This is a genomic window from Fulvivirga sp. AWR4_260 (assembly GCF_056158185.1).
Window position 1 is genome coordinate 2,479,426 of record NZ_JBSWSU010000015.1, and the last position, 12,115, is coordinate 2,491,540.

General features: G+C 36.8%; 14 protein-coding genes and 1 tRNA gene. 8 read left to right on the forward strand and 7 right to left on the reverse strand.

Annotated features, from left to right (window positions below):
- Window positions 1–46: 46 nt before the first annotated feature.
- Window positions 47–943 (reverse strand): helix-turn-helix domain-containing protein, encoded by an 897-nt coding sequence (locus ACXACQ_RS16730; protein ID WP_474977112.1) that lies wholly within the window; start codon window positions 941–943, stop codon window positions 47–49.
- A 171-nt stretch (window positions 944–1,114) separates the two neighbouring features.
- Between ACXACQ_RS16730 and ACXACQ_RS16735 the strand changes: the two genes are divergently transcribed.
- Genes ACXACQ_RS16735 through ACXACQ_RS16755 form a run of 5 tightly spaced genes read left to right on the forward strand, consistent with a single transcriptional unit; the run spans window position 1,115 to window position 4,675 of the window.
- A complete protein-coding gene (locus ACXACQ_RS16735; protein WP_474977113.1) occupies window positions 1,115–1,948 on the forward strand; it encodes a DUF4440 domain-containing protein in 834 nt (277 codons plus the stop codon).
- Between the two features lie 34 nt (window positions 1,949–1,982).
- A complete protein-coding gene (locus tag ACXACQ_RS16740; protein WP_474977114.1) occupies window positions 1,983–2,591 on the forward strand; it encodes a flavodoxin in 609 nt (202 codons plus the stop codon).
- A gap of 10 nt (window positions 2,592–2,601) precedes the next feature.
- Entirely contained in the window at window positions 2,602–3,447 is an 846-nt protein-coding gene (locus ACXACQ_RS16745) for an aldo/keto reductase (RefSeq protein ID WP_474977115.1), read from the forward strand.
- Between the two features lie 36 nt (window positions 3,448–3,483).
- Entirely contained in the window at window positions 3,484–4,197 is a 714-nt protein-coding gene (locus tag ACXACQ_RS16750; protein ID WP_474977116.1) for a carboxymuconolactone decarboxylase family protein, read from the forward strand.
- Window positions 4,187–4,675 carry a cupin domain-containing protein gene (locus ACXACQ_RS16755; protein ID WP_474977117.1) on the forward strand — a complete coding sequence of 163 codons (489 nt, stop codon included), beginning with the start codon at window positions 4,187–4,189 and terminating at the stop codon, window positions 4,673–4,675. The genes ACXACQ_RS16750 and ACXACQ_RS16755 overlap by 11 nt, the downstream gene beginning before the upstream one ends.
- 168 nt (window positions 4,676–4,843) lie before the next feature.
- Here ACXACQ_RS16755 and ACXACQ_RS16760 read toward each other — a convergent pair.
- The 4 genes from ACXACQ_RS16760 to ACXACQ_RS16775 form a co-directional block, all read right to left on the reverse strand.
- Window positions 4,844–4,915, reverse strand: a tRNA-Glu gene (locus tag ACXACQ_RS16760).
- A gap of 118 nt (window positions 4,916–5,033) precedes the next feature.
- On the reverse strand, window positions 5,034–5,537 hold the full coding sequence (locus tag ACXACQ_RS16765; RefSeq protein WP_474977118.1) for a GNAT family N-acetyltransferase: 504 nt from the start codon (window positions 5,535–5,537) through the stop codon (window positions 5,034–5,036).
- Window positions 5,538–5,700: 163 nt separating this feature from the next.
- On the reverse strand, window positions 5,701–6,357 hold the full coding sequence (locus tag ACXACQ_RS16770; protein WP_474977119.1) for a hypothetical protein: 657 nt from the start codon (window positions 6,355–6,357) through the stop codon (window positions 5,701–5,703).
- Between the two features lie 429 nt (window positions 6,358–6,786).
- Window positions 6,787–8,427 (reverse strand): tetratricopeptide repeat protein, encoded by a 1,641-nt coding sequence (locus ACXACQ_RS16775; protein ID WP_474977120.1) that lies wholly within the window; start codon window positions 8,425–8,427, stop codon window positions 6,787–6,789.
- 208 nt (window positions 8,428–8,635) lie between these two features.
- Between ACXACQ_RS16775 and ACXACQ_RS16780 the strand changes: the two genes are divergently transcribed.
- Entirely contained in the window at window positions 8,636–9,127 is a 492-nt protein-coding gene (locus tag ACXACQ_RS16780; protein WP_474977121.1) for an N-acetyltransferase family protein, read from the forward strand.
- A 25-nt stretch (window positions 9,128–9,152) separates the two neighbouring features.
- Here the strand turns inward: ACXACQ_RS16780 and ACXACQ_RS16785 are convergent, their stop codons facing one another.
- Window positions 9,153–10,061: a helix-turn-helix domain-containing protein gene (locus ACXACQ_RS16785; protein ID WP_474977122.1), complete on the reverse strand. Its 909-nt coding sequence runs from the start codon at window positions 10,059–10,061 to the stop codon at window positions 9,153–9,155.
- A gap of 10 nt (window positions 10,062–10,071) precedes the next feature.
- Window positions 10,072–10,833 carry an SDR family NAD(P)-dependent oxidoreductase gene (locus tag ACXACQ_RS16790; RefSeq protein WP_474977123.1) on the reverse strand — a complete coding sequence of 254 codons (762 nt, stop codon included), beginning with the start codon at window positions 10,831–10,833 and terminating at the stop codon, window positions 10,072–10,074.
- A 250-nt stretch (window positions 10,834–11,083) separates the two neighbouring features.
- Between ACXACQ_RS16790 and ACXACQ_RS16795 the strand changes: the two genes are divergently transcribed.
- Window positions 11,084–11,428, forward strand: a complete 345-nt coding sequence (locus ACXACQ_RS16795; protein ID WP_474977124.1) for an iron chaperone — start codon at window positions 11,084–11,086, stop codon at window positions 11,426–11,428.
- 222 nt (window positions 11,429–11,650) lie between these two features.
- Window positions 11,651–12,100 carry a nuclear transport factor 2 family protein gene (locus ACXACQ_RS16800; protein ID WP_474977125.1) on the forward strand — a complete coding sequence of 150 codons (450 nt, stop codon included), beginning with the start codon at window positions 11,651–11,653 and terminating at the stop codon, window positions 12,098–12,100.
- Window positions 12,101–12,115: the final 15 nt, after the last annotated feature.

Sequence of the window (12,115 nt, forward strand, 5' to 3'; positions counted from 1 at the left end):
ATGGCTATTTCTAGCATTTCACAAGTCTCACAAAACGCTTTATTATTTAATTTCGATTCCGAAACTCACTTGGAGTTATACCCACTTTCTGTTTAAATAGCCGGTGAAAGTGCTGCGGATATTTAAAACCTAATTCAAAGGCAATTTCCTTTACTGATTTACTGGAATCGAATATTTTGTCTTTGGCCAATTCTATTAATTTAGTTTGGATATATTCCTGAGCAGATTTTCCGGTCTCTTTTTTTACCAATTCTCCAAAATAATTGGCGGATAAATGCAACTGATCAGCAAAGTAAGCCACCGTTGGCAGGCCTTCCGTGTATGGTTTTTCAGAATTAAAATAGCCATTCATCAAATCTTCAAATCCCGCCAAAATACCAGTGTTTATATGTTGTCGGGTAATAAATTGTCTGTCATAAAACCGATCACAATAGTCTAATAATAGACCAATGTTTGAGTTGATGAGCTTTTTGCTATGTTTATCTATTGGTCTTTTTATCTCATTTTCAATTTTGTCAAGCACATCTAAAAAAGTTTGCATCTCTTCTGTGGATAGATGAAGTGCTTCACTGAGTTTGTAGGAGAAAAAACCGTAGTCTTCAATCTGTTTCACTAGCGGAGATCCTAAAATTAGATCCGGATGAAAGTTTAGCGCTCTGCCCAGAGGTTGATAGATATCGGTTTTATCTCGCACGTCTATTACCTGACCTGGGCCTATAAACACCAATGTGCCTTCTTGGTAATCATAAGTATGTTTTCCATAAATGAGATCACCACATTTTACTTCTTTTAATATTATCGCATAGGTGCCAAAGGTCATTTTGTGGCCATGCCTTGGCTTAGCTTTAGAGAAGTCCAGGACACTCACCAGAGGATGATGGGTGGCGTGGTTATTAAAATCATTATAGTCTTTAACCGTGTCGAATGTTTTGTGATCACTCATATTACTAGTGTTTAAGAGCTCCAATGTAGGGCTATTATTGATGGATTATGCCTCAATAAGTAATTATGGTAGGCATAACCGTAATGTATATACTTACTTCCAGATGATCCAGCCGTAAGATTGTATAAAGCTAACAGAAGACAATGAAATTCATTTAAATATTCCATACACATGAAAAAGCAATTATTATTTGGACTTATGTATACCATGCTGTCATATGCAGCTTTGGCTCAAGAGTCTGTATTTCCCAAAGGAGAAAAAGCACCGAATGTGCATCATACAGGAGATGTTTGGCTCAATCATATCAGTGCCTCAGATGATACTTTCGATTACAATATTGTACTCACTACTATGGCCGCTGGCGCCAGGCTTAACTGGCATAAACATCCTGAAGGACAGCAACTTCTCATTACTAAAGGAGTAGGCCTCTACCAGGAGCGTGGAAAAAAAGGTCAGGTGGTATATGCAGGTGATGTGATTAAATGTACACCTAATGTTGAGCACTGGCATGCAGCAGCTCCAAACAGTGATTTTGCCTATCTGGCTATTTCAGGTACTAAGCCTACAGTATGGACTACCGAACTTACGCAAGAAGAGTACAATGCCATAGATATACCAAGTGAAGAAGATTTGGAACAAAAGATTATAACCCTTTCTGGACAGAAATGGAAATGGATGGCAAACAAAGAAAATGACAAGCTGGAGAAGTTATTCCATGACAAAGCAGAGTTTGTGCATATGGGAGGTTCATGGGGGAAAGAACAGGAGTTAAATATCATTAAGAGTGGTGGTATTTGGTACAAGAAAGCTGATGTTCACGAGGTTAGAGCTAATGTTATAGACAATACCGTTATACTTCTCAATAGAATAACACTAGTGGCAGAAGTAGGGGGCAATGAAGTGACTAATCCGTTTGAAGTAACTGAGGTTTATGTGCATGAAGGGGGAGAATGGAAGCTTGGCTCGCTATCATTTACCAAATTGCTCACCCCGGGTGACCATTGATATGTTGAGGTTAAAGAATTTCAGTTTCACAAATATGATATTGCAAATTTTATTATTCAGTGCCTTTTTTCTGAGCTGTAATTCAAGCGGTGAGGAGTACAATAAGGCTGTAGAAAAGCCACTGCCAGAAGGCACTCTTATCTTATATCTTTCTCGCACCAATAATACCAAAGCTGTAGCTGAAATGATACATCAGCAGGTTGGAGGAAGTTTATTGCCGCTTGAATTAGAGAATCCATATCCGGAAGATTATCAGCAAATAGTGGATCAGGTGGCTAATGAAAACGCATCAGGGTATTTGCCACCACTAAAAACTAAGATCGACATAGCTACCTATGATACTATTTTTCTAGGTTTTCCTACATGGGGAATGCAGCTGCCACCCCCCGTGAAAAGCTTTCTAAATGAATATAATCTTCGGGGTAAAACCATCATTCCATTCAATACTAATGCTGGTTATGGGGTAGGTGGTAGCTTCAGTACAGTAAAGGAACTATGTCCTAAAAGCACTGTGCTTGAGGGGTTTACTACTAAAGGAGGTATAGAAAGAGATGGTGTTTTGTTTGTTATGGAAGGGAAAAAACAGGTGGAAGTCCAAGGGCAAGTGGCAGCATGGTTAAAAAGAATAAATGTATTAAAGTGAAATTTTAAGAATGAAGACTATTCAATTAAATAATGGGGTAGAGATGCCCATTTTAGGATATGGAGTTTATCAAATTCCAGATTATGATGAATGTAAAAAGAGTGTTTTAAAGGCACTTGAAGCTGGCTATAGGAGCATTGATACAGCTCAGGCCTATCATAACGAGCAGGCCGTGGGAGACGCCATTAGAGAAAGTGGCATTAAAAGAGAAGAGCTATTTATAACCACAAAATTATGGATTTCAGATTATGGATTTGAAAATGCGCAGAAGGCATTTGAACAGTCCATCAATAAATTACAATTAGATTATTTAGATCTCTACTTACTTCATCAGCCATACAATGATGTTTATGGCTCTTGGCGGGCACTTGAAAATTTGCAAAAAACAGGAAAAACAAAGGCAATAGGAGTGAGTAATTTTTTTCCTGATAGGTTGGTGGATTTGGTGAGTTATAATGAGATAACACCTGCAGTAAATCAAATAGAAACACATGTTTTTTATCAGCGAATCAAAGATCATGAAGTGATGAATGAGTTGGGTGTTCAACATGAATCATGGGCCCCATTTGCAGAAGGTAAAAACGACTATTTCCAAAATGAAATCTTAACCAAAATTGGGGCTAAATATGGGAAATCTGCGGCTCAGGTGACGCTTAGATGGATGGTGCAGAGAAATATTGTTGTCATTCCTAAGTCTGTTACTCCCTCAAGAATAGAGCAAAATATTGATGTTTTTGATTTCGAATTATCTCAGGATGACATGAGTGCGATAGCACGGCTGGATACTAATGAAACCAAATTCTTTGATCATCGCGATCCGGAAAGAGTGAAATGGTTTGCCTCTCTAAAAAGATAGTTATACAATATGCCTCACCTAAAGCACGCTCTTCTGTTGAAAATATTCACTGGTCTAATGATCTTTTTAGCTCCAGGCCTTCATGCGCAAAAACTAATTGATAAATCCAGTGGACTATCACCTCAGCAACAATCTATTGTGAGAATTTCTTCATTGGCTGCTCAAGGCGATTTGGAGGGGCTCAGAAGTGCTCTTGATGAGGGTTTAGATGAAGGACTTACTATCAATGAAATAAAAGAGCTGTTAGTCCATATCTATGCGTATTGTGGTTTTCCCAGAAGCATCAGGGGCTTACAAACTTTCATGATGGTTTTGGAGGTAAGGAAGCAAAATGGTGTGCAAGATGAGTGGGGAAAGGAAGCTTCGCCTATTGTGGATACTCGTGATAAGCATCAAAGAGGACTGGAAACACTAGAAGAATTGCTGAAGGCAAAACTGGATGGCTCAAAGCCAGGCTACCAGCAATTTTCGCCTGAAATAGATGTTTTCCTGAAAGAACATTTATTTGCTGACATTTTTGAACGAGATGTCCTAACCTTTAAGCAAAGGGAGTTAACCACTATTTCTGTAATTGCTGCCCTTGGGGATTTGGAGCCAATGTTAAAATCACATATGAAAATTTGCCTTAAGACCGGCCTAACGCCATCAGAACTTGAGGATTATATACTCATTATTAAAAAGATAATAGGTAACAAAAAAACAAAAGAAGTAAAGAAAATACTTAAAGAGGTACTCAGTGATGAAATGTAAAATAAGCGTTAAAGAGTTAATGATCAGGATAATAGTTCTTTTGAGCCTCTTGTCATGTAGGGAAACGGATGCTCAAAAGGATCGGGCTCAGAATATATTTTCTAAAGGTGAAAAAATCACCAGCGACCATTTCACTGGAGAGGTATGGTTACATATGTTTGTTAGAGATGACAGTACATTAAATGCAGCTGTTGGTAATGTTACCTTCGAGGCTGGGGCACGTACCAAGTGGCATTTGCATCGCGGTGGGCAGATTTTGATTATAACAGATGGCGTGGGCTGGTATCAGGAGAAGGGTTCCGCCAGACGTGAGGTTCATGAAGGGGAAGTACTTACCTGTTTGCCAAACGTAGAGCATTGGCATGGTGCATCTAGTGAGCAATCTATGTCTCACATGGCCATGAGTATCAATACCGGGCGGGGAGAGGTGGTATGGGGTAATGAGGTGTCTGAAGAAGAGTATATGCGCACTGATTGATGGCTAATTTTAGCTGGCTGCCAGTTACCTTGAGTTTGGTAAATCTATGCCCATGATTATCGAACTTTAAGAGTTAATTCAATTTTTGCGCTAACTCGCTATATAACAGAGAATTATAAAGACAAAAAAATAGGGGTAAATGATTTTTTAAATCAATTACCCCTTCAGTAGTCCGTAGGGGAATCGAACCCCTGTTACCAGGATGAAAACCTGGCGTCCTAACCCCTAGACGAACGGACCTAGTTGTTTTCCCTTGTTGGGAGTGCAATGTTAGTGATATTATTTGAAATCACAAAATCTTTAGATGTTTTTTAGTTGAGGTTAGAACCTCAAAGATTTTATGATAGCATCATGCCCATTAATTTGCTCTTTCATATAAGTTATTTTGATATAACTCAAACTTTTTTTGCCCTACTTTTTCAAATCCAAGCTTTTCGTAAAACGCGCACAATTTAGGGTTTCCTGCATCGCAGTCTAACCTCAATAAAGGTATGCCTTCCGTTCTTGCTTTCTTGCCTATGAAATCCAGTACTTGCTGGCCTAAATTTTGGCCGGAATATTTTTCTGTGATAACCAGAGAGTGAACATACTTAGCTTTATCGGGCATCTGCCCCCAATACAATTCATCACTTGCTAAGACTCTAACCATACCAATTAGGTCATCATTATCAGAAATAATAAAGTAAAACTCTTTTTTACTAAACCCCTCTTTTAACCATTCAATTTTTTCTTTAGGTGGATTGTGCCAATATTGCCAATGATCAATTCCCTTTTTTGCAATACTCTCAGCGGCTTGTTTAAATAATAATAGGGCAGTGGTAAGCTCGGACTCTTCGGCTTGACGTAATTCAAAGTTGGGCATAAGCTCATGATGATGGTTTCTACACTAACTTACATTAATTAAATCGTTAAAAATCATAATTACGCTTTATTAGGAATATTTAACAGGCGTTAGTCTTGATTTAGTGAGGTTTCTGTTAAACCATATGAATTTTTAATCACTTATTTTTTGAATCAAGTTGATCTCACTCCACAGCCAATGAGTCTGTAAGAAGGTACGGGTTTTCTGGCTCAAGCATTTCAAGGGCTTGTTTATAGCGCCAATGCACATTTTCAAGACTAGCCTTGTTTAAAATAAATAAGTTTTCATATTTGCGCTGCACTTCTTGTATTTCAGCCCTAGTGGTTTGTTTGGAAAATAAACTTTCAAACACGGGAGTATGCAGGCCAAACTCCATCATTTTATCTTGCAGCTTTAACAATTGCGAATATTCTCCATAGGCTTCGTTTAATAAGCTTAATTCATAAAAGGAAAATTCAGAAAGCACCCCTGATTGATTAGCTGCCAGCCATGCATCATTCTGTAGACCTGAAGCCTTTACATAACTAAAAAAGGCATTCTGTATATCCGTTTTTAAATTTAGTAGTAAAACTTCATCGTGGCTGTCGTATGTTTCTAAAAGTCTATTAAATAGCTTGGTTACTTTCTGCTCTGTAGTATCCGCATGCTCAATCATCCATCCATCTATAAAGCGCAAGCCTCTTTCCAGCTCATGAGCTAAATGACGCCTGTAAGCTTGCTCTTTTTTATACTTCTGAAATTGATAATTTATATGGTAGCCCAACAACAACACTAACATACAACTGCCAATAATGGTAGCTTTATTTTTTATCTGTAGCATACTTCTTATTATAAATTGTTCATGAGATCTTGGTTGTTCACTTCAATTTGTTCCGTTATCTTATTACCTAAAAAATTGCCTAGGAGATTTTAAAATTAACTATGATACTAACGAACAATAATGACCTATCACAAATTAATGGGATAATTATTGAACAGAAGTGCCAATTTATAATTTGGTGCGTTTGTAAGGCTTTAATACTGTATGTTCGTGATAGTTGGTCACTCACTAATGATTTACTTACCAACTATTTCAAAAATATATTTATTTGGTAACCGAACATTTAATAGAAAGGTAAGGTTTGCAGCGCTTTTATAGTTCGGTTACTAAATAGATGTTTCTTTATCCGTGTTGCCAAGCGCTCAATAATAGGTTACTAGTTTTACTATTCTTTCCTTCAGCTATTTGTTTAGCTCAAGTATGGTAAAATTATACTTCAACCATACGGTGCTTTTTCTGATATTCAGTAGGTGTCATTCCCACCATATTTTTAAATATTCTATTGAATGAAGTCTTGCTTGGAAACCCTGCCTCATATCCAATCGCGAGTATTTTAAAATGGTCATATCCTGGGTTTTTCATCAATTGCTTTGCTGTATCTACCCTGTATAAATTAATGAAATTGTTAAAATTCTTTTCAAAACACGAATTAATGATTTCAGAGAACAAATGAATGCTCATGTTAAGTGCTTCTGCTATATCTGATTGCTTAATATCTGGATCGAGATAGGGTTTCTCACTCTCCATGTAGTTAAGTATCTTTTCCATGTAATGTTCTTGATCATCAGAGGGGATGGAGGCACTTTTAACAGAAGAGAGGCTCTCGGTTTCTTCTCTTTTCTGCACGTCATAGGCTAAAGACTGGAGTTTGTCCTTTAATTTTTCATTCTCATTTTCCAGTAATTTCTTGGCTCCTTCAAGCTGTATCGATTCGGCTTTAAATTGCTTTTTCTTTTGCACGTAATAATAGATAGACAATGCAAGTAGAGTGCAGAAAATGCTTAACGCTACAATGTATAACTGCTTTTGCTGATGCAGTGATTCAATAGACTGCTTATGCCCGGTAATGATGGCAGATTTATCTTCCGATTCTTTTTCAAGTTGCCTCCGTTCAGCATTCGATAATGATTGTAGGTATTTTTCTCTTGATCTGATATATTCTTTCTCTTCGTAAAGCGACTTTTCATAGCTAGATAGCATTTCGTATGCCTGTGCCAAGTACTGATGCGCTTCCATGTTAATTTTTAAAAAGCTCGCTTCAGCTGATACTTCTTTTGCCTTTTCCAATGGACTTACTGACTTTTCAGCATGCCCTAAACCGATGTAGGAGGCACCGATAATCAAATTGCTCCAACCCTGAATTTCCTTTAAATCATCATTAGTAATGCCATCTAAAGCTTTTTGGGCTACTTCAATGGCTTTCTCATAATTTTTAAGCTTAAGGTAGCACTCTGCTATATTATTATTAGCTATGATCATGGCATCCTCACGTTTCATACTTGCAGCTAGGTTTCTTACCTTCTGCATATATTCCAAGCCTGAAGTATAATCTTTTTTATTTAACATGGCCGTACCAATTACATTGTATGCTGCCAAAAGGTACTGCTCGGAGTTTTCATGTGCCTGGGCAAATGATATAATGGCTTTTGATGTAGAAATAGCCTCATCATATTGGCCCATTGCATTATATAAATTAGCCAAATTTGTTTTAACCAAATAGACAAGTTGATCATTCGTCTCGTAGCTTTCCTCCACTTGTCCCGCGGCCCTGATATAGTAGTCCAGCGCCTGCTTATACTGGTCTGTCTGCTGATAATAAATTGCTACATTTACTAAAGCTCTAACTTCTATTTCTCCTAATTGATTGGCTTCAGCTATAGACAATACCTTAACCGAATAATCCCTATAGTCATCCATATTGCCAGCCATATATGCCTCTACCGATAAGGATTTATATTTAGCTATAGTGTCTTGAATATGATGAGTTTTATCCTGTGCATAAGCTGATTGAATGCTTGGCAACGCACCTAATAAATAAAAACATAACAGACGAACTAAAAAGGGATTCATTGATTTAAGATATAGATTTAATAGCAGTAATGTGAAAATTGCTAAAATAGATTTTAAATATAAAAGAATTGTAGAGTAAATATAATTCCATCATCACTATTATTATAAAATAAGAAATTTCAAAAGTAAAATGCTTACAAGCAATAAATTGGATGATTTACTATGATTACTTTGCATGATTCTATGAAAGAATAAAATGATATAAGCCATGACTATAAGGGATTTATTGGCCGATGACTGGCTGGCCGTAAAAGAGATATATGAATTTGGAATAGCCACAGGTATAGCCACTTTTGAAAAGGAAGCGCCTACGTGGGCTAAGTGGGATGAAAACCACCTAGCCTTTAGCCGAAAAGTAGCCACTATAGACGGTTTAGTAGTAGGTTGGGTGGCCTTAAGTCCGGTATCTAGCAGGTGCGTGTATGCTGGCGTGGCTGAAGTGAGTATTTATGTGCACCCGGCATTCAAGGGTCAGCAGGTAGGTAAAGTACTTTTAAAAAACGCTATTGAAGACAGCGAAACTCATGGAATATGGACTTTAAATGCATCTACCTTTCCTGAAAATATAGCTAGCAGAAGTCTATTGCAAAAACTTGGCTTTCGTGAAATCGGGTACAGAGAGAAAATAGCCTTGAAAAATGATGTCTGGAAAGATAATATAATTCTAGAGCGAAGGAGTGAGCTTTCAAAGTTTAATTAATAACAAGTAGATTTAAGCAAGGCCTCTATAGAAATGAATTCTTAAACTGAATAGGGGATTGGTTAGTTTTGGTTTTGAAAAACTTGCTAAAAGACTGCAAATGCTCAAAGCCTAATTCATATGCAATTTCACTAACCGTTAAATCAGTAGTGGATAGCTTTTCTTTTGCCCTTTCTAATATCTTATCTTGTATGTGCTGCCTGGTGTTCTTACCCGTTAATGTCCTTAATAAATTACCTAAATAACTTGGCGATACATTTAATCTCTTGGCTACTTCCTTCACCTCAGGTATTCCATGTAAAACAACTTCTTGACTATTAAAGTAATCATCTAGCAAAACCTCCAAACGATGTAATAATTGATGATTGGCCTTTTCTCGTGTTATAAATTGCCGATGGTAAAAGCGATCGCAATAATTTAACAAGCCTTCAATCTGTGTAATAATAATATTTTTACTAAACCGGTCAATGTTGCCATTTATTTCTGATTCTATATTTTCTATTGCCAAGAGGAGTGTGGTTTCTTCCTTTTCGGAAAGAAAAAGAGCTTCGTTTACATCATAGTGAAAAAAGTCAAATTTACTTATGCCAGCGGCAAGGGCAGTATTCCATAAAAAATCAGGATGGATAAGCAACATCCATCCTTTAGGGCTTGAGACCTCGTCTATTTCAACTTTAAATACCTGATTGGGCGCAGCAAAAAATATTACTCCCTCGTCAAAATCATATTCTGACTGGCCATATCTAATCTTTCCCGCCACCTCACGCTTAAGGGCTATGGTGTAAAAACCGCACATATAGGCCCCTTCATTAGGCCTATGTTGTATCAAATCATAATCTATTATACTGATTAGCGGATGTAATGGCGGATTTAAACCACGCAAACGGTGAAAATCAGTAATGCTGACTATTTTTGTTGGGAGTAAATTTTCCATTGTAAAAGACTTATAAGGATTGACCTCCAGAAACCTCTATAGTTTGTCCGTTGACCCATCCCGATTCATCTGAGCATAAAAATGCCACTACTGAACCTACATCCTGTGCGTTTCCTAGTCGATTTAATGCCGTGAGCTGCTTAACTATATTTGCCGTTTCTGCTGTTTTGTTCATTCCTCCTCCAAAATCAGTGGTAATGGCTCCTGGGGCTATGGCATTTACACGAATGCTTCTTTCGCCTAGCTCCTGAGCTAAAAAACGTGTATGCACACTTATAGCACCTTTTAATGCGCCATATACTGACATGCCCGGAAACGAAACTCTTCCTAAAGTGGAAGACAAGTTAACGATGCTGCCACCTTCATTTATGTAAGGTAGCATTTTTTGCGTAAGGAAAAACACGCCCTTGTAATGAATATTTACAGCATCATCAAATTGTAGTTCAGTAGTTTCCATTACTGGCGAATACAATGCTGTGCCGGCATTGTTAATTAAAAAATCAAAATAATGACTGCCATATGTTTTATTAAGGTAGACCATTACCTGATCAGCAAATTTATCGAACGTAGAAATATTACGAATGTCTAGTCGAATACACATTGCCTTTTGTCCTATTTCCTCTATTTCCTTCACTACATTTTTAGCTTCCTCTTCGCTATGGTTGTATGTTAAAATAATATCAATGCCTTTTTTTGCTAGTGTTATGGCCATGTTTTGACCTAGACCACGGCTTCCTCCGGTTACAATCGCGATTTTTGTTTTTGAATCCATTCAACTTGTTTTTTATGATGGCTCAAAACTCCAAAACTGTAATGCCAATTACTTAGTCCGAACCACTTTTGGTTTAGCCGTAATGATTTACTCAGCCAGTTAACGTTGCTCACTGGGTATAATCTTTAAATGAACTTTATGCTACCCACAATTCTTATGCGGCAGAAGTAGCAAAATCTGTATCCTTTCTAACCTTTGATGATTAGTAAATAATAATTGACTTATTCATTATAAAAGACATAATTGTATTATGGATAAATTTAAAACGGTAGACGCGTATATTGAGAATTCATGTGTGGAAGCACAAGAAATAATGACCAAGCTAAGAGCAATAATAAACTCAAATATTAATGGAGTAGAAGAGAGGATTGCCTGGAATGTACCCAATTATAAACTTAATGGCGTTTTAGCAGGATTTGCCGTGTACTCAAAACATGTCAGTCTTGGATTTAGCGAAAAGGGGTTAAGCGATGATGAAAGAAAGCTTTTTGAAAGCCATGCCTATAAAACAGGTAAAGGGACTGTGCAAATAAAATTTAATCAAGAAGTGCCTGAGTCCCTAATTATTCAAACACTAAAAAATCATGCAAAGTAAGATTCAATAATGCAAATGAGCTCCAAAAGCTCTGCTCTGCGACTGTACTGACAATATCGGATATGTATGTTATTCATAAACAATGGTTTATAAATCACCTCTCAATACCATACATTTAGTGTGATATCGTAACGATTTAGTATCAAACTCGTTCACGTGGGTAAACCGTTATTATCAATGATGGCCAACAGCATCATATTATAACCAAACAAAATCAGTACGATGGAAGAATCAAAAATCAATGCAGTAATTAATGAATTGGCCTACTCGCTTCAAACTAGAAACTACAATAACTTTGTAAGTTATTTTACGGATAACGCAATATTTGAAATACCTTTTTCACTAAATGGAGGCACCATAATATATGGTAAAAAAAATATTGAAAGACATTTCGAAAATGTACGTCAGAAGCCAATTTCAACTTTGATCGAAATTCAGAGTATTTACAATAAAGCTTTTCATTGTAAAGATGGTAATACAGTAATTGTCGAATATTATATGAAAGGCAAGACCTTAAAGACAAATGATTTTTTTGAAATACAATCTTCAATTGCAAATATTACGTTTAACGATAATGGGATTATTAATTACAAAGATTTCCCTAATACCTTAGGAATCGCGCAAAATGCTGGTATTTTAAGTCAGTTAGCTACTTCTTGGATTAAAAAGTAAGCTTCCAAGTAAAAG

What these genes read in the sequence shown, in the direction of transcription:
- ACXACQ_RS16740 (WP_474977114.1), top strand. Translation starts at nt 1,983, where the DNA reads ATGATATTGCAAATTTTATTATTCAGTGCCTTTTTTCTGAGCTGTAAT.
- ACXACQ_RS16800 (WP_474977125.1), top strand. Translation starts at nt 11,651, where the DNA reads ATGGAAGAATCAAAAATCAATGCAGTAATTAATGAATTGGCCTACTCG.
- ACXACQ_RS16780 (WP_474977121.1), top strand. Translation starts at nt 8,636, where the DNA reads ATGACTATAAGGGATTTATTGGCCGATGACTGGCTGGCCGTAAAAGAG.
- ACXACQ_RS16735 (WP_474977113.1), top strand. Translation starts at nt 1,115, where the DNA reads ATGAAAAAGCAATTATTATTTGGACTTATGTATACCATGCTGTCATAT.
- ACXACQ_RS16765 (WP_474977118.1), bottom strand. Translation starts at nt 5,537, where the DNA reads ATGCCCAACTTTGAATTACGTCAAGCCGAAGAGTCCGAGCTTACCACT.
- ACXACQ_RS16790 (WP_474977123.1), bottom strand. Translation starts at nt 10,833, where the DNA reads ATGGATTCAAAAACAAAAATCGCGATTGTAACCGGAGGAAGCCGTGGT.
- ACXACQ_RS16775 (WP_474977120.1), bottom strand. Translation starts at nt 8,427, where the DNA reads ATGAATCCCTTTTTAGTTCGTCTGTTATGTTTTTATTTATTAGGTGCG.
- ACXACQ_RS16755 (WP_474977117.1), top strand. Translation starts at nt 4,187, where the DNA reads ATGAAATGTAAAATAAGCGTTAAAGAGTTAATGATCAGGATAATAGTT.
- ACXACQ_RS16785 (WP_474977122.1), bottom strand. Translation starts at nt 10,061, where the DNA reads ATGGAAAATTTACTCCCAACAAAAATAGTCAGCATTACTGATTTTCAC.
- ACXACQ_RS16730 (WP_474977112.1), bottom strand. Translation starts at nt 943, where the DNA reads ATGAGTGATCACAAAACATTCGACACGGTTAAAGACTATAATGATTTT.
- ACXACQ_RS16745 (WP_474977115.1), top strand. Translation starts at nt 2,602, where the DNA reads ATGAAGACTATTCAATTAAATAATGGGGTAGAGATGCCCATTTTAGGA.
- ACXACQ_RS16795 (WP_474977124.1), top strand. Translation starts at nt 11,084, where the DNA reads ATGGATAAATTTAAAACGGTAGACGCGTATATTGAGAATTCATGTGTG.
- ACXACQ_RS16770 (WP_474977119.1), bottom strand. Translation starts at nt 6,357, where the DNA reads ATGCTACAGATAAAAAATAAAGCTACCATTATTGGCAGTTGTATGTTA.